At 74.5% G+C, this 15,387-nt stretch carries 17 protein-coding genes; 11 read left to right on the top strand and 6 right to left on the bottom strand.

Translation table 11 applies throughout. From position 1 onward, the window contains the following. Positions 1–32: 32 nt before the first annotated feature. Positions 33–668, bottom strand: coding sequence for a TIGR03085 family metal-binding protein (locus TNCT1_RS25915; RefSeq protein ID WP_143636363.1), 636 nt, complete (start codon positions 666–668; stop codon positions 33–35). 138 nt (positions 669–806) lie between these two features. Here TNCT1_RS25915 and hisI point away from each other — a divergent pair, with 138 nt between their 5' ends. From hisI to lgt, 11 genes are all read left to right on the top strand, one after another. Next, on the top strand, positions 807–1,202 hold the full coding sequence (hisI, locus tag TNCT1_RS25910) for a phosphoribosyl-AMP cyclohydrolase (protein ID WP_174266453.1): 396 nt from the start codon (positions 807–809) through the stop codon (positions 1,200–1,202). 11 nt (positions 1,203–1,213) lie between these two features. Next, positions 1,214–2,692, top strand: coding sequence for an anthranilate synthase component I (locus TNCT1_RS25905; protein WP_143636359.1), 1,479 nt, complete (start codon positions 1,214–1,216; stop codon positions 2,690–2,692). Between the two features lie 51 nt (positions 2,693–2,743). Then, positions 2,744–3,382 (top strand): TIGR02234 family membrane protein, encoded by a 639-nt coding sequence (locus TNCT1_RS25900; protein WP_143636357.1) that lies wholly within the window; start codon positions 2,744–2,746, stop codon positions 3,380–3,382. 166 nt (positions 3,383–3,548) lie between these two features. After that, on the top strand, positions 3,549–3,806 hold the full coding sequence (locus TNCT1_RS25895; RefSeq protein ID WP_143636355.1) for an HGxxPAAW family protein: 258 nt from the start codon (positions 3,549–3,551) through the stop codon (positions 3,804–3,806). A gap of 94 nt (positions 3,807–3,900) precedes the next feature. Beyond that, entirely contained in the window at positions 3,901–4,338 is a 438-nt protein-coding gene (locus TNCT1_RS25890) for a DUF2752 domain-containing protein (RefSeq protein ID WP_143636353.1), read from the top strand. Between the two features lie 133 nt (positions 4,339–4,471). Next, positions 4,472–5,281 (top strand): indole-3-glycerol phosphate synthase TrpC, encoded by an 810-nt coding sequence (gene trpC / locus TNCT1_RS25885; RefSeq protein ID WP_143636351.1) that lies wholly within the window; start codon positions 4,472–4,474, stop codon positions 5,279–5,281. Positions 5,282–5,303: 22 nt separating this feature from the next. After that, positions 5,304–5,498: a tryptophan biosynthesis modulator TrpM gene (gene trpM, locus TNCT1_RS36990; protein WP_143636349.1), complete on the top strand. Its 195-nt coding sequence runs from the start codon at positions 5,304–5,306 to the stop codon at positions 5,496–5,498. Positions 5,499–5,701: 203 nt separating this feature from the next. Further along, positions 5,702–6,985 carry a tryptophan synthase subunit beta gene (trpB, locus tag TNCT1_RS25875; RefSeq protein ID WP_143636347.1) on the top strand — a complete coding sequence of 428 codons (1,284 nt, stop codon included), beginning with the start codon at positions 5,702–5,704 and terminating at the stop codon, positions 6,983–6,985. Next, a complete protein-coding gene (gene trpA / locus TNCT1_RS25870; RefSeq protein ID WP_143636345.1) occupies positions 6,982–7,800 on the top strand; it encodes a tryptophan synthase subunit alpha in 819 nt (272 codons plus the stop codon). The genes trpB and trpA overlap by 4 nt, the downstream gene beginning before the upstream one ends. 107 nt (positions 7,801–7,907) lie before the next feature. Beyond that, a complete protein-coding gene (locus tag TNCT1_RS25865; protein WP_143636343.1) occupies positions 7,908–8,678 on the top strand; it encodes a thioredoxin domain-containing protein in 771 nt (256 codons plus the stop codon). An 82-nt stretch (positions 8,679–8,760) separates the two neighbouring features. After that, on the top strand, positions 8,761–9,816 hold the full coding sequence (gene lgt / locus TNCT1_RS25860; RefSeq protein ID WP_143636341.1) for a prolipoprotein diacylglyceryl transferase: 1,056 nt from the start codon (positions 8,761–8,763) through the stop codon (positions 9,814–9,816). Positions 9,817–9,908: 92 nt separating this feature from the next. On the opposite strand, the gene TNCT1_RS25855 is transcribed toward lgt, so the two are convergent. Genes TNCT1_RS25855 through TNCT1_RS25835 form a run of 5 tightly spaced genes read right to left on the bottom strand, consistent with a single transcriptional unit; the run spans position 9,909 to position 15,382 of the window. After that, positions 9,909–10,721: a CoA ester lyase gene (locus tag TNCT1_RS25855; protein WP_143636339.1), complete on the bottom strand. Its 813-nt coding sequence runs from the start codon at positions 10,719–10,721 to the stop codon at positions 9,909–9,911. Continuing rightward, positions 10,718–11,953 carry a CaiB/BaiF CoA-transferase family protein gene (locus tag TNCT1_RS25850; RefSeq protein WP_268894182.1) on the bottom strand — a complete coding sequence of 412 codons (1,236 nt, stop codon included), beginning with the start codon at positions 11,951–11,953 and terminating at the stop codon, positions 10,718–10,720. The genes TNCT1_RS25855 and TNCT1_RS25850 overlap by 4 nt, the downstream gene beginning before the upstream one ends. Continuing rightward, entirely contained in the window at positions 11,950–12,843 is an 894-nt protein-coding gene (gene rbsK, locus TNCT1_RS25845; RefSeq protein WP_143636337.1) for a ribokinase, read from the bottom strand. Before rbsK ends, TNCT1_RS25850 begins: the two co-directional genes overlap by 4 nt. Next, positions 12,840–14,201: an ADP-ribosylglycohydrolase family protein gene (locus TNCT1_RS25840; RefSeq protein ID WP_143636335.1), complete on the bottom strand. Its 1,362-nt coding sequence runs from the start codon at positions 14,199–14,201 to the stop codon at positions 12,840–12,842. The genes rbsK and TNCT1_RS25840 overlap by 4 nt, the downstream gene beginning before the upstream one ends. Next, complete coding sequence (locus tag TNCT1_RS25835) at positions 14,189–15,382, bottom strand: ADP-ribosylglycohydrolase family protein (RefSeq protein WP_143636333.1); 1,194 nt, start codon at positions 15,380–15,382, stop codon at positions 14,189–14,191. The genes TNCT1_RS25840 and TNCT1_RS25835 overlap by 13 nt, the downstream gene beginning before the upstream one ends. Positions 15,383–15,387: the final 5 nt, after the last annotated feature.

Here is a 15,387-nt window from a genome sequence, read left to right as displayed (position 1 = left end):
GGTCCGCGGGACCCGTTCTCGAAGCGCCCGGCTCAGAACCCGAGCTGCTTCGACTCGTGCAGCGTGGCGATCGCGTTCTCCTCGCCGTCCAGCTCCACCTTCGCCGCACTCTGCCGTCCGAAGGCGAACATCAGCAGCTCCGACGGCTCACCGGTCACCGTCACCACCGGGGTGCCCCGGTGCGCCACCGCCGTCTGGCCGTCCGGGCGGCGCAGCACCAGACCGGTCGGCACGCCCCGGCCCAGCAGCCGGGCGGTGCGCTCCAGACGCGACCACAGCGCGTCCTGGAACACCCCGTCCAGCTCACGCGGACCCCAGTCCGGCTGGGCCCGGCGGACGTCCTCGGTGTGCACGTAGAACTCGACCGTGTTGGCGGCCTCGTCCACCTGCTTGAGCTGGAACGGCGAGAAGCGCGGCGGCCCGGTCCGGATGAGCTGGATCAGCTCCTCGTACGGCTTGCCCGCGTACTCGGCCTGCACCTTCTCCAGACGCGAGGCCAGCGGCTTGATCAGCGCGCCCCCCGCCGCGTCCGGCCGGCGCTCGCGCACCACCACGTGCGCCGCCAGGTCACGGGCCCGCCAGCCCTCGCAGAGGGTCGGGGCGTCCGGCCCGACGGTTTCCAAGAGGTCGGCGAGCAGGAGCCGTTCACGCTTGGCGAAGGTCGACATGGAGTCAGCCTACGACTCCGTAACCGGTCCGCCCACCCGTCGCCCGGTCGCCCGGCCCCGCCCGGATCCCGCGCGCCCCGTGCCCAGCCCCTGGACAGGAACCCGGGACAGCCCGGCCCACGCGGCACAATGGCACCCATGACCAGCACTCTCGACCCCGAGATCGCCGCGCGCCTGAAGCGCAGCGCCGACGGACTCCTGCCCGCCATCGCCCAGCAGTACGACACCGGCGAGGTGCTCATGCTCGGCTGGATGGACGACGAGGCGCTGCACCGCACGCTGACCACGGGCCGCTGCACCTACTGGTCGCGCAGCCGCCAGGAGTACTGGGTCAAGGGCGACACCTCCGGCCACGTCCAGCGGGTGAAGTCGGTCGCCCTGGACTGCGACGCCGACACCGTGCTGGTCAAGGTCGACCAGACCGGCGCCGCCTGCCACACCGGCGCCCGCACCTGCTTCGACGAGGACGTCCTGCTCAAGGACGACTCCGCGGGACCCGTGCCGCAGGCCCGCCCGGCCGGTCCGGATCAGTAGGGTCTGCCGCCATGGACCTCGAGACCTTCCGCAAGCTCGCCACCGACCGCCGCGTCATCCCGGTCACCCGCAAGCTCCTCGCCGACGGCGACACCCCGGTCGCGCTCTACCGCAAGCTCGCCGCCGAACGCTCCGGCACCTTCCTGCTGGAGTCCGCGGAGAACGGGCGCTCCTGGTCCCGCTACTCCTTCGTCGGCGTGCGCTCCGCGGCCACCCTGACCGCACGGGACGGCCAGGCGCACTGGCTCGGCACCCCGCCCGTCGGCGTCCCCGTCGACGGCGACCCGCTCGCCGCCCTGCGCGCCACCATCCAGACCCTGCACACCCCGCACCAGGAGGGCCTGCCGCCCTTCACCGGCGGAATGGTCGGCTACCTCGGCTACGACATCGTCCGCCGCCTGGAGAAGATCGGCCCCGGCGAGCGCGACGACCTCGCCCTGCCCGAGCTGACCATGCTCCTGACCAGCGACCTCGCCGTCATGGACCACTGGGAGGGCTCGGTCCTGCTGATCGCCAACGCGATCAACCACAACGACCTCGAGACCGGGGTGGACGAGGCCTACGCGGACGCGGTGGCCCGCCTCGACGACATGGAGGCCGACCTCGGCCGCGCGGTCGCCCAGCCCCCTGCCGTGCTGCCGCCCTCCGAGCTGCCCGAGTACACCGCCCGCTGGGGCGGCCCCGACTTCCGGGCGGCCGTGGAGGACGTCAAGGAGCGCATCCGCGCGGGCGAGGCCTTCCAGGTCGTGCCCTCCCAGCGCTTCGAGACCCCGTGCACGGCCACCGCGCTGGACGTCTACCGGGTGCTGCGGGCCACCAACCCCTCGCCGTACATGTACCTGTTCCGCTTCGACGGGTTCGACGTCGTCGGCTCGTCCCCCGAGGCGCTGGTGAAGGTGGAGGACGGGCGCGCGATGGTCCACCCCATCGCCGGCACCCGGCACCGCGGCGCCACCCCGCAGGAGGACCAGGCCCTCGCCGACGAGCTGCTCGCCGACCCCAAGGAGCGCGCCGAGCACCTGATGCTGGTCGACCTCGGCCGCAACGACCTCGGCCGGGTGTGCGAGCCCGGCTCGGTGGAGGTCGTCGACTTCATGTCCATCGAGCGCTACTCGCACGTCATGCACATCGTCTCCACGGTCACCGGCAAGGTCGCCGAGGGCCGCACCGCCTTCGACGTGCTGACCGCCTGCTTCCCCGCAGGCACCCTCTCCGGCGCCCCCAAGCCCCGCGCCATGCAGATCATCGACGAGCTGGAGCCGTCCCGCCGCGGCCTGTACGGCGGCTGCGTCGGCTACCTCGACTTCGCCGGCGACTCCGACACCGCGATCGCCATCCGCACCGCCCTGCTCCGGGACGGCACCGCCCACGTCCAGGCCGGGGCCGGCATCGTCGCCGACTCCGACCCGGCCGCCGAGGACCAGGAGTGCCGCAACAAGGCCGCCGCGGTCCTGCGGGCGGTGCACACGGCGAACCGGCTGCACGGCTGAAGCGCCTTTCGCCGAACCCCGGGTGACGGTTCACCCGGGGTTCAGGCGATAGTGGAGTACGTGACTGCCGTACCTCACTCCCGTTCCGAAGCCGCCGCGCCCAGCCGGTCCGGCCGGCGGAGCCTCGCCGTGGCGCTGCTGTGCGGCGCGCTCGGCGCCGCCGTGACCCTGCTGGCCACCCGGCAGCGCTGGTCGGAGGGCACCGCCACGGTGGCCGGCGGCGCGTTCCCGCTGACGGCCACGGGCAGCGACGTCACGGGCGTGCCCGCGGCTCTCGCCATAGTGGGCCTGGCCGCGCTCGTCGCCGTCTTCGCCGTCCGCCGGGCCGGCCGCGTCGCCGTCGCCGCGCTGCTCGCGCTCAGCGGCGCCGGCATCGTCGCCGCCGCGCTCACCGGGGCCTCCGACGGCTCCACGCTGGACGAGAAGGCCGCCCGGACCACCGGCGACACCTCGGCCACCGTCGCCGCCCTCTCGCACACCGGCTGGCCCTACGTCGCCGCCGCCGGCGGCGTCCTGATCCTCCTCGCCGGGCTGCTGGCGCTGCGCTACGGCTCCCTGTGGCCCGCCATGTCCGGCCGCTACGAGCGCGGCACGGACCGCCCGCGCCGCCAGGCCCGTCCGGCCGACCCAGAGCGCCCCGAGGAGATCTGGAAGGCCCTGGACCGCGGCGAGGACCCCACCGGCGCCTGAGCCCGGGACCCGCGCACCGCCGGATGTGGCGAACCAGACGCCACCCCCGCGTCCGGCGCGCGCGTGCGTACGGGACAATGGACGAAGAGCGCCCGGCTCGGACGGTGACGCGCTCGGAACCGTACGGACACGTACTTCGACACGTACAAGCAACGAGGAGCAAGTCATGGCGGGCAGCAGCCACGGTCACACCCCGGCCGCCTGGACCGGCGTCATCATCGCCTTCATCGGTTTCTGCGTCGCGGGTGCCTTCATGGTGATGGCCCAGCCGGTCGGCTTCTGGGCCGGCATGGTGATCGTGCTCCTCGGCGGCGTCGTGGGCTCCGCCATGCGCGCCATGGGCCTCGGCCAGCAGAAGCGCCCCGGCGCCGCCCCGCACAGCGGCCACACCCCCGCCCGCGAGCCCGCCGGCGTCAAGGGCTGAGCCCCACAGGCACCCGCGAGGGGCGGCCCCCACCACACCCGGTGGGGGCCGCCCCTCGCGCGCGTGCGGCCGGCGTGCGGGGCACAATGCCGACGTGAACGCCGACAGCGGTACCGCCCCGCGCACCACGCCCGCCACCCTCTGGAACCGGCTCGCCGTCCCGGCCGGTGTGCTCGCGGCCGTCGCCGCGGCCTTCGCGTACGTCGGCGCGGTCGACCCCAACGAGCCCGGCCACTACCCGGTGTGCCCGCTGTACCGGCTCACCGGCCTGTACTGCCCCGGCTGCGGCGGGCTGCGCAGCGCCCACGCCTTCGTCCACGGCGACCTCCTCGGCGCCCTGCGGGACAACGCCGCGGGGGTCGCCGCCTACCTGGGCTTCGCGGTGCTGTGGACCGTATGGGTGGTGAACGCGGTGCGCGACCGGCCGGCGCGGTTCGAGCCCGGAACGGCCCCCACCTGGGCCGTCGGCGCGCTGCTCGTGGTGTTCACCGTTGTCCGGAACCTGCCGTTCGGCGGCTGGCTGCACCCTTGATCGAACGGGGAACGTCCAGGTAATGGGACCGGCGTCCACCGGATGCGAAGCCTCGCCCGTCCTCCGGATACCATCGCAGTGACCACAGGTTCGCGAACCTGAAGGAACGACCGTCTGAAAGGGGGCCGCTCGCGTGAGTGTGCTCGACGAGATCATCGACGGAGTCCGTGCCGACCTCGCGGAGCGGCAGGCGCGCGTCAGCCTCGACGAGCTCAAGGAGCGCGCGGCGAAGGCCCGCCCCGCCAAGGACGGGGTGGCCGCGCTCAAGGGCGACGGCGTCAAGGTCATCTGTGAGGTCAAGCGATCCAGCCCCTCCAAGGGCGCGCTGGCCGCGATCGCCGACCCGGCCGGGCTCGCGGCGGACTACGAGGCGGGCGGCGCCGCCGTCATCTCGGTCCTCACCGAACAGCGCCGTTTCGGCGGCTCGCTGGCCGACCTGGAGGCGGTCCGCGCACGCGTGGACATCCCCGTCCTGCGCAAGGACTTCATCGTCACGTCGTACCAGCTCTGGGAGGCCCGCGCGTACGGCGCCGACCTGGCGCTGCTGATCGTCGCCGCCCTGGACCAGCCGGCCCTCGAGTCGCTGATCGAGCGCGCCGTCTCCATCGGCCTCACCCCGCTGGTCGAGGTGCACGACGAGGACGAGGTCGAGCGGGCGGTGGACGCGGGCGCCCGGATCATCGGCGTCAACGCGCGCAACCTGAAGACCCTGCGGGTCGACCGCGGCACGTTCGAACGGGTCGCCCCCGAGATCCCCGACCACCTCGTCAAGGTCGCCGAGTCCGGGGTGCGCGGGCCGCACGACCTGATCGCCTACGCCAACGCCGGCGCCGACGCGGTGCTGGTCGGCGAGTCCCTGGTCACCGGGCGCGACCCGAAGGCCGCCGTGTCCGACCTGGTCGCCGCGGGCGAGCACCCCGCGCTCCGGCACGGGCGGGGCTGACCTCCGGCTAAGCTGGTTCGCGATGATGCTTCCGATCACCCCGGCGACGCGGGACCCCTATGCCCGCCTCGCCCGCGGCTGCCGGCCCCGAGGCTGCCGTGCCCCCGCGCGACGGGTGCACGGGCGGCGGGTCCGCTATGTGATCGGCGACGAGCCCGGCCAGGTGAACGGCATGCGATGGCGTCACGCCGCGTGCGCCGCACCCGCGGTGAGCTGAGCCGCGTCTCCTCGTGAACGCCGGTTCACCCGCGGCCCGGTCTCTCCCGGCCGCCCACGGGGCCCCGCCCCTCGGACCCCCCCCGGCTTTCGCCCGCCCGCCACCCGGCTCGGGCGCCGTCGGAGACACCGCAGAGGGCAGCGCACGCGTACTCGTACCCCAAGTCCGGCAACCCGGGGCCCGAGCCCCTGCGAGGTATCCGTATGCCCAGCGAGTTCTTCATTCCCGATCCCACCGGCCAGGTGCCCACCGCCGAGGGCTACTTCGGGGCGTTCGGCGGCAAGTTCATCCCGGAGGCGCTCGTCGCCGCCGTGGACGAGGTCGCCGTCGAGTACGACAAGGCCAAGGCCGACCCCGAGTTCGCCCGTGAACTCGACGACCTGCTGGTGAACTACACCGGCCGGCCCAGCGCGCTGACCGAGGTGCCGCGGTTCGGCGAGCACGCCGGCGGCGCCCGGGTCTTCCTCAAGCGGGAGGACCTCAACCACACCGGCTCCCACAAGATCAACAACGTGCTCGGCCAGGCCCTGCTCACCAAGCGCATGGGCAAGACCCGCGTCATCGCCGAGACCGGCGCCGGCCAGCACGGCGTCGCCACCGCCACCGCCTGCGCGCTGTTCGGCCTCGAGTGCACCGTCTACATGGGCGAGATCGACACCGAGCGGCAGGCCCTCAACGTGGCCCGGATGCGCATGCTCGGCGCCGAGGTGGTGGCCGTGAAGTCCGGCAGCCGCACCCTGAAGGACGCCATCAACGAGGCGTTCCGGGACTGGGTCGCCAACGTCGACCGCACCCACTACCTGTTCGGCACCGTCGCCGGCCCGCACCCCTTCCCGGCCATGGTCCGGGACTTCCACCGGGTCATCGGCGTGGAGGCCCGGCGGCAGCTCCTGGAGCGCGCCGGACGGCTGCCCGACGCCGCGATCGCCTGCGTCGGCGGCGGCTCCAACGCCATCGGCCTCTTCCACGCCTTCATCCCCGACGAGGGCGTCCGGCTCATCGGCTGCGAGCCCGCCGGGCACGGCATCGAGACCGGCGAGCACGCGGCCACCCTCACCGCCGGCGAGCCCGGCGTCCTGCACGGCTCCCGGTCCTACGTCCTGCAGGACGACGAGGGCCAGATCACCGAGCCCTACTCCATCTCGGCCGGCCTGGACTACCCGGGCATCGGCCCCGAGCACTCCTACCTCAAGGACTCCGGCCGCGGCGAGTACCGCGCGGTCACCGACGACGCGGCCATGCAGGCACTGCGCCTGCTGTCGCGCACCGAGGGCATCATCCCGGCCATCGAGAGCGCCCACGCCCTCGCCGGCGCCCTGGAGGTCGGCAGGGAGCTGGGCCCGGACGGACTGATCGTCGTCAACCTGTCCGGCCGCGGCGACAAGGACATGGACACCGCGGCGCGCTACTTCGGCCTCTACGACACCGACGCCGAGGTGGCCGCCGACCAAGCCGACACCGCCGAGATCGAGGGGGACGCCAAGTGAGCGGCAACATCGGGCTGCTGACGGACACCCTCGCCGCCGCGAAGGCGGAGGGCCGGTCCGCGCTCATCGCCTACCTCCCGGCCGGGTTCCCGACCGTGGACGGCGGCATCGAGGCGATCAAGGCCGTGTTCGACGGCGGCGCGGACGTCGTGGAGGTGGGCCTGCCGCACAGCGACCCCGTCCTCGACGGCCCGGTCATCCAGACCGCCGACGACATCGCCCTGCGCGGCGGGGTCAGGATCGCCGACGTCATGCGCACGGTCAGGGAGGCCCACGCGGCCACCGGCAAGCCCGTGCTCGTGATGACGTACTGGAACCCCATCGACCGCTACGGCGTCGAGCGCTTCACCGCCGAGCTGGCCGAGGCGGGCGGCGCTGGCTGCATCCTGCCCGACCTGCCGGTCCAGGAGTCCGACCTGTGGCGGGAGCACGCCGACAAGCACGGCCTCGCCACCGTCTTCGTCGTCGCCCCCAGCAGCAGGGACGAGCGGCTGGCGCGGATCACCGCGGCGGGCAGCGGCTTCGTCTACGCGGCCTCGCTGATGGGCGTCACCGGCACCCGGGAGTCCGTCGGCGCGCAGGCGCAGGACCTGGTGGAGCGCACCCGCGCCACCGGCACCGGGCTGCCGGTGTGCGTGGGGCTCGGCGTCTCCAGCGCGGCCCAGGCCGCCGAGGTCGCCGGGTTCGCCGACGGAGTCATCGTGGGCTCGGCGTTCGTCAAGCGGATGCTGGACGCCCCCGACCACGCCGCCGGCCTGGAGGCCGTGCGCCTGCTCGCCGGCGACCTGGCCAAGGGCGTGCGCGGGCGGGCCTGAGCGGTCCCGGGCGGCGCGAGCCGTTCACGACGGAACACCCGGTCCCCCGAACGAGTGGACCTCGGGCCGGGGAGGCGCGCTGCGCCTCCCCGGTTCGTTCTGGGGGTGTGAGCGAGAACAACCATGACGGAAAGCGCACCGCCCGTGAGCGGATTGCGGTCGAGCGTAAGAAGGAGCGGGCCGCGGACCGGCGGCGGCGCGCGCTGATCGTGGGCGCGAGCGTCGTCTGCGTCCTGGGACTCGCGGCGGTCATCGGCGTGATCGCCGCCAACTCGGGCAAGAACAAGAGCAGTGCGGGCCCGGTCGTGGTGCCCTCGGGCGCGCAGGGCCGGGACAGCCTCGCGATCCCGGTCGGCAAGGACGGCGCCAGGTCGACGCTCACGGTCTGGGAGGACTTCCGCTGCCCGGCCTGCATGGCCTTCGAGCAGAGATACCGGCCGACGCTGCACGAGCTGGCCGACTCCGGCAAGCTCAGGGTCGAGTACCACCTGGTCCGGCTGATCGACGGCAACCTCGGCGGCACCGGCTCCCTGCGCGCGGCGAACGCCGCGGCCTGCGCCCAGGACGCCGGGAAGTTCCGCGACTACCACGACGTGCTGTACGCGAACCAGCCCCGGGAGACCGACGACGCCTTCGGGAACAACGGCAAGCTGATCGAGCTGGCCGGCAAGGTGAAGGGCCTCGACACCCCGGCGTTCCGCAAGTGCGTCAACAACGGCACCCACGACGGATGGGTGAACAAGTCCCACCAGGCGTTCGGGGCCGGCGGCTACAGCAGCACGCCGACCATCCTGCTGGGCGGCAAGAACATCTACGCCGACCGCACGATGACCCCGGAGAAGCTGAGGCAGATGGTGGAACAGGAGAACAAGGGGTAGGCGTTTCCCGCGTCCCCGTTATGGACCCGTAGCCGGGCTGCCCGACGTGCGCACCGCCCGGCACGGTAGCGTCGACCTTGCCATGGAACTTGCCTACATTCCCAGCCCGTCGCGCGGGGTGCTGTATCTCGGCCCCATCCCGCTGCGCGGTTACGCCTTCTGCATCATCATCGGCGTCTTCATCGCCGTCTGGCTCGGCAACAAGCGCTGGGTCGCCCGGGGCGGGCGGTCCGGCACGGTCGCCGACATCGCCGTCTGGGCCGTGCCCTTCGGCCTGGTCGGCGGCCGGCTCTACCACGTGATCACGGACTACGAGCTGTACTTCAGCGAGGGCCGTGACTGGGTGGACGCCTTCAAGGTGTGGGAGGGCGGCCTGGGCATCTGGGGCGCGATCGCCCTGGGCGCGCTCGGCGCCTGGATCGGCGCCCGGCGCCGGGGCATCCCGATGCCCGCCTACGCCGACGCCGTCGCACCCGGCATCGCCCTCGCGCAGGCCATGGGCCGCTGGGGCAACTGGTTCAACCAGGAGCTGTACGGGCGCGAGACGCATGTTCCCTGGGCGCTGCACATCACCTCCTCCGAGGGCGGCCGGGTGCCGGGCTACTACCACCCGACCTTCCTCTACGAGTCGCTGTGGTGCATCGGCGTCGCCCTCCTGGTCATCTGGGCGGACCGCCGCTTCAAGATGGGCCACGGCCGGGCCTTCGCCCTCTACGTCGCCGCGTACTGCGTGGGCCGCGCCTGGATCGAGTACATGCGCGTCGACGACGCCCACCACATCCTTGGCCTGCGCCTCAACGACTGGACCGCGCTGATCGTGTTCCTGCTGGCGGTCGCCTACATCGTGGTGTCGGCCAGGAAGCGGCCGGGACGGGAAGCGGTGGTCGAGCCGGGCGCCCCCGGCGCCGGGACCGCCGCCACCGAGGCCGAGGCCGAGGCCGAGGCCGGGGACGAGCACGGGAACGCGGCCGTGGGCAGGACCGCGGACGAGGCGGGCGGCGAGCCCGGGGACGGCGACGGGACCGGCGCCAAGGCCGAGGACCGGGCCGGCGACCGGGCCGAGGACTCCGCCGGGGAGCCCGCCGGGCCCGATGAGGCGGCGGCGAAGGACGAGGCCGAGTCGGCCAGGAAGAGCTGACGGCCGCGCACACGGCAGGCGAAGGGCGCTCCGGGAAACCGGAGCGCCCTTCGCCGTACGCGGCCGCGGGCGTCCCGGACCGGCCGGCGGCGTCACCTCCTGCGCGCCAGCGACAGCGTCCGCTGCGCTGCGGCCACCACCGCCGCGTCGACGAACCGGCCGTCGGGCAGCGCCTGCGCGCCCTGCTCCGTCGCCGCCGCCTTGAGGATCGTCTCCGCGTGCTCCAGCTCCGCCGGGGTCGGCAGGTAGGCCCGCTCGATCACCGGGAGCTGCCGCGGGTGGATCGCCGCGCGGCCCAGGAAACCGAGGGCCCGTCCCCGGGCGCAGGAGGCGGCGAGGCCGTCCAGGTCGCGGATGTCGGGATGGACCGACTGCGGCGGCGGGGGGAGCCCGGCGGCCCGGGCGGCGACGACCACCCGCGAACGCGGCCAGTCCAGGCCCGCGTCGGCCCGTACGCCCAGGTCGGCCCGGAGATCGGCCTCGCCGAGGGAGATGCCCCGCAGGGACGGGTGGGCGGCGGCGATGGCGTAGGCGTGCTCGATGGCGAGGGCCGACTCCAGCAGCGCGTACAGGGGGCGGGCGGTGCCCACGGCGACCTGCCTGACCTGCCCGGCGGAGGTCACCTTCGGCAGCCGCAGTCCGCTCACCCCCGGCAGGGCGGCCAGGGCCGTGAGGTCCGCGGCGGCCCAGGGAGCGTCCAGGGCGTTGACCCGGACGTGGACCGGGACCCGCTGCGGCTCGCTCAGCCGCTCGGCCGTGGCGTCCCTGGCGTACTCCTTGCGGTCGGGGGCGACCGCGTCCTCCAGGTCGATCACCACCACGTCGGCGCCCGCCGCCAGCGCCTTGGCCACCACGTGCGGCCGGTCGCCGGGGACGTACAGCCAGGTCAGCGGGAACGACGTCACAGCGCGCCCTCCTCGCGCAGCGCGCGCAGCTCGTCCGGGCCGAGGCCCAGCTCGGTGAGGACCGCGTCGGTGTCGGCGCCGTGCGGGCGGCCGGCCCAGCGGATCGCCCCGGGCGTGCCGGACAGCCGGAAGAGGACGTTCTGCATGCGCAGCGGGCCGAGCTCCGGGTCGTCGACGGTGGTGACGGTGTCCAGCGCCTGGTACTGCGGGTCGGCCAGGACGTCCCGCACGTCCTGGACCGGAGCCACCGCCGCCTCCGCCTTCTCGAAGGCCGCGAGCACCTCGGCCCGGTCGCGGGCCGCGATCCAGCCGCCGACCGCCTCGTCCAGCACGTCGGCGTGCGCGGCCCGCTGCGCGCCCGTGGCGAACCACGGCTCCTCGGCCAGCTCCGGGCGGCCGACCAGCCGCATCACCCGCTCCGCCACCGACTGTGCTGAGGTGGAGACGGCGACCCAGGCGCCGTCGGCGGTGCGGTAGGTGTTGCGCGGGGCGTTGTTCGCCGACCGGTTGCCGGTGCGCTCCTGGACGTAGCCGAGCTGGTCGTACCAGGTGGGCTGGGGACCGAGCACGGCGAGGATCGGCTCGATGATCGCCATGTCCACGACCTGACCCTCGCCGGTGCGGTCCCGGGCGGCCAGGGCCGTCAGCACCGCATACGCCGTCGCCAGCCCCGCGACCGAGTCGGCTAGGCCGAACGGCGGGAGCGTCGGCGGCGCGTCCGGTTCACCCGTGAGGGCGGCGAAGCCGCTCATCGCCTCGGCGAGCGTGCCGAAACCGGGGCGGTGCGCGTACGGACCGAACTGGCCGAAGGCCGTCACCCGGGCGAGGACCAGCCGCGGGTTGGCGGCGGACAGCTCCGGCCAGCCCAGGTCCCACTTCTCCAGGGTGCCGGGGCGGAAGTTCTCGATCACCACGTCGGCGGTGGCCGCCAGCCGCAGCAGGGTCGCCCGGCCGCCCGGCCGGGACAGGTCGAGGGTGATCGCGCGCTTGTTGCGCCCGAGCACCTTCCACCACAGCCCGACCCCGTCCTTCGCCGGGCCGTGGCCGCGGGACGGGTCGGGCCTCACCGGATGCTCCACCTTGATCACCTCGGCGCCGAAGTCGCCGAGCAGGGTGGCGGCCATGGGACCGGCGAAGAGTGTGGCGAGGTCCAGGACCCGCAGTCCGCCGAGCGACCCCGGGCTCCCGGGGCGCGGGTCGTCGGGGCGCGTGCTGTCGGGGCGCGGGCTCATGCGGTGCACTGCGCGTCGATCTCCGGGCGGTACGGCATCGACGCCGACGCGCCTTCCCGCTGCACCGAGAGGGCCGCGGCGGCCGCCGCCCAGGACAGCGCCTCGCGCACCGGTTTCTCCTCGGCGAGGGCCACCGCGAGCGTCCCGACGAAGGTGTCGCCCGCACCCGTCGTGTCCACGGCCTCGACCCGCGGCGCCGGCACCACCAGCGGCTCGGTGCCCCGCGCCAGGTACAGGCAGCCGGTCGCGCCCAGGGTCACGACGACCTCCTGGACCAGTTGCAGCAGCGCGGCGGCCGCGTCGCGCGGATCGGTGCGCCCGGTGAGGGTGACGGCCTCGTACTCGTTGGCGACCAGCAGGTCGGTGGCCTCCAGCAGGTCGGGCGGCAGCGGCTGGGCGGGGGAGGGGGTGAGGACCGTGCGCACCCCGTGCCGGCGCGCCGCCTCCGCCCCGGCGACGACCGCGGCCAGCGGGATCTCCAGTTGCAGCAGCAGGGCGTCGGCGGAGGCGATGACGCCCTCGTCGCCGGCGGCGAGGTGGTCGACGGTGCCGTTCGCGCCGGGGATGACGACGATGGAGTTGCCGCCCTCGTCGTCCACCACGATGTGCGCGGTGCCCGACGGGCCCTCCACCGTGCGCAGGAAGTCGGTGTCCGCGCCGGAGTGTTCGAGGGTCTCGCGCAGGCGTACCCCGAAGGCGTCGTTGCCGACCGCGCCGATCATCGAGACCGTGGCGCCGGCCCGGGCCGCGGCGATGGCCTGGTTGGCGCCCTTGCCGCCGGGGATGGTGCGGAACTCCCGGCCCGTCACGGTCTCGCCGCGCTGCGGGGCCTTCGGGACGTAGGTGACGAGGTCCATGTTCGTGCTGCCGAGGACGGCGATGTGGGTCATGGGCGGGTCGCCTCCAGGTGGGTGAGCCGGGCGAGGGTGTCGAAGCCGGTGCCGTCGAAGTCGGCGACGGTGCTGGCGAGCCGGTTCTTCAGCGGGGCCCGCCAGCGGTCGGGCAGCGCCTCCGGGTCGCCCGCGAGCAGACCGGCGACGCTGCCCGCGGTCGCCCCGTTGGAGTCCGTGTCCCAGCCGCCGGACACCGCGCGGCAGACCGAGCCGGCGAAGTCGCCGCCGGCGTGACTCAGCGCGGCGACGGTCAGCGCGGTGTTGGGGACGGCGTGCACCCAGTGGTGGGTGGTGCCGTAGGCGGCGTGCAGTTCGTCCACGACGTCGTCGAAGTCCTCGTGCCGCGCGGCCAGCCGGAGCGCGTGGTCGACGGCCGCCGCCAGCCGCGAGCGCTCCGGGACCACCGAGCGGCCGGCGCGCAGGCAGGCGTGGACGTCCCCGCCGCCGCCGGCCGCGGCGGCGATCGTGGCGGCCGCGAACATCGCCGCGTACACGCCGTTGGCGGTGTGGGTCAGGAGCGCGTCACGGTGCGCCTGCTCGGCGGCGGCCGCCGGGGCGCCGGGGTTGGTCCAGCCGTGCACGTCGGCGCGGATCAGGGCGCCGATCCACTCGCGGAACGGGTTGCGGTGGCGGGCGGTGTGCGGCGGCTCGATGCCGCAGAGCAGGTTGCGGAAGGCGACGCGCTCGGCGGTGAACGCGCGGCCCGGCGGGAGTTCGTCCAGCCAGAGCGCCGCCACGTCCGCGGTGCTGAAGCCCCGGCCGTGGCGCCGGAGCAGCAGCAGGCCCAGCAACGGGTAGTCGAGGTCGTCGTCCTCGGGCATGCCGTCGATGTTCTCGGCGAGGGAGACCGGGGCCGAGCGGCGGTTCCAGGGGTACTGGGCGAGCAGGTCGCCGGGGACGCCGCGGGCGGTGAACCACGTGCTCAGCGGCCAGTTGCCGGTGACCTTCGCGAGCGCCCGGATGCCGTCGAGGGGGAGTTTCTCGACGGGCTTGCCGAGCAGGCAGCCGGCGGCCCTGCCGAGCCAGGCCGCCTCCAGCGCCTGCGGCGTGGTCCGGCCGCGGGGAGCCTCGGCGGGCCAGTCGGGACAGGCGGCCATGATGCCGGCCAGGTCCGTCGGCTCGTCCTCCGCCAGCCTGCTCGGCAGATCGGCCAGCTCGTCCAGCAGGTCCTCCGCCAGGAGCCGCAGGTAGCGCGAGGCCCGCTGCGGCGAGGCCCCCGCCCGCTGCGGGGCCGCCGGACCGCCGGCCGCCCGCCACCGCGCCTCGATCCGCGCCGGTTCCCGGCCGTCCAGACGGGCCTGGACCAGTTCGTGACCGAGCAGGTCCTCGGGCTGCACCCAGGTCAGTCGGAGCATGCCGTGCCTCCCAGCGCCGCGAACGCCCGCTCGTGCGCCCGCCGGCGCTCCACGTCCCGCCGGAAGATCTCGCGGGCGACCCCGGTGAGCGTGCGGGCCGGCTCCCACAGGTCCAGCCGGCTGGCCTCCGCCACCGTCTTCGCCCAGTCCTCGGGGACCGGCGAGCCCAGCGCGCCCGCGAGCGCGCCGGCCATCGTGGCGATCGAGTCGCAGTCGCGGCCGTAGTTGACCGAGCCCAGCACCGCGTGCCGGAAGTCCCCGCCGGCGACCAGCAGCATGCCGAGGGCCACCGGGAGTTCCTCGATCGAGTGCAGCCGGGAGGGGCGCCGGGCGCCGAGCGAGGGGGAGCGGTAGTCGGGGCCGACCGTGTCGTACGGGGCCACCGCCGCCCGCAGCGGGGCCAGCGCCGACTCGTAGTCCCGGTGGCCGCGGGCCGCTTCGCAGACCTTCTCGATCGCCGCCCGCGTGCCGTCCTTGGCCAGGTCCAGGCACGCGCCCACCACGGAGTCGGGGGTGGCGTCCGGTGCGGTGGCGGCGGCGACCGCGGCGGCGAAGACCCCGGCGGCCTCGCGGCCGTACGACGACTGGTGCGCGCCCGCGACGTCCAGCGCCTCGGCGTACGCGGCAGCCGGGTCGGCCGCGTTGACCAGGCCGACGGGGGCCATGTACATCGCCGCACCGCAGTTGACGATGTTGCCGACGCCCGCCTCCCGCGGGTCCGCGTGGCCGTACGCCAGCCGGGCCACGAGCCACTTCTCCGCGAGGAAGAGGCGGTGCAGCGGCAGCGCCTCGGTCTCCAGCTCCGGGATCCAGCGCGGGTTCGTCATCAGGTCCGGGACCAGGTGGTCGGCCACGGCGTACGCGTCGAGGTGGTCCCGGACGCGGGCGTAGACCCGGACCAGCGCGTGGGTCATGAGGGTGTCGTCGGTGACGTGGCCGTCGCCCTTGTGGTACGGGGCGAGGGGGCGGGCGGTGCGCCAGTCGTCGCCGTGCCAGGGGCCGACGATGCCGTGCACCCGGCCCCCGTGGCGGTCGGTGATCTGTTCCGGGGAGTACCCCTCGACGGGGCCGCCGAGCGCGTCTCCGACGGCCGCCCCGACCAGGGCACCGGCGATCCGTTCGTCCAGACCGCTCAGCCGCGCCGGACCCGGCGCGCTGCTTTGTTCTCCTCTGGGCGTCATGCCCG

Origin of the sequence: Streptomyces sp. 1-11, from assembly GCF_007176755.1 — a bacterium.
In the GTDB taxonomy this organism is placed as follows: domain Bacteria; phylum Actinomycetota; class Actinomycetes; order Streptomycetales; family Streptomycetaceae; genus Streptomyces.
The sequence above is the reverse complement of the archived record's forward strand: the minus strand, read 5'-3'. Positions and strand labels throughout refer to the sequence as shown.

What these genes read in the sequence shown, in the direction of transcription:
- TNCT1_RS25915 (WP_143636363.1), bottom strand. Translation starts at nt 668, where the DNA reads ATGTCGACCTTCGCCAAGCGTGAACGGCTCCTGCTCGCCGACCTCTTG.
- hisI (WP_174266453.1), top strand. Translation starts at nt 807, where the DNA reads ATGACCAGCACTCTCGACCCCGAGATCGCCGCGCGCCTGAAGCGCAGC.
- TNCT1_RS25905 (WP_143636359.1), top strand. Translation starts at nt 1,214, where the DNA reads ATGGACCTCGAGACCTTCCGCAAGCTCGCCACCGACCGCCGCGTCATC.
- TNCT1_RS25895 (WP_143636355.1), top strand. Translation starts at nt 3,549, where the DNA reads ATGGCGGGCAGCAGCCACGGTCACACCCCGGCCGCCTGGACCGGCGTC.
- trpM (WP_143636349.1), top strand. Translation starts at nt 5,304, where the DNA reads ATGATGCTTCCGATCACCCCGGCGACGCGGGACCCCTATGCCCGCCTC.
- trpB (WP_143636347.1), top strand. Translation starts at nt 5,702, where the DNA reads ATGCCCAGCGAGTTCTTCATTCCCGATCCCACCGGCCAGGTGCCCACC.
- lgt (WP_143636341.1), top strand. Translation starts at nt 8,761, where the DNA reads ATGGAACTTGCCTACATTCCCAGCCCGTCGCGCGGGGTGCTGTATCTC.
- TNCT1_RS25850 (WP_268894182.1), bottom strand. Translation starts at nt 11,953, where the DNA reads ATGAGCCCGCGCCCCGACAGCACGCGCCCCGACGACCCGCGCCCCGGG.
- rbsK (WP_143636337.1), bottom strand. Translation starts at nt 12,843, where the DNA reads ATGACCCACATCGCCGTCCTCGGCAGCACGAACATGGACCTCGTCACC.
- TNCT1_RS25840 (WP_143636335.1), bottom strand. Translation starts at nt 14,201, where the DNA reads ATGCTCCGACTGACCTGGGTGCAGCCCGAGGACCTGCTCGGTCACGAA.
- TNCT1_RS25835 (WP_143636333.1), bottom strand. Translation starts at nt 15,382, where the DNA reads ATGACGCCCAGAGGAGAACAAAGCAGCGCGCCGGGTCCGGCGCGGCTG.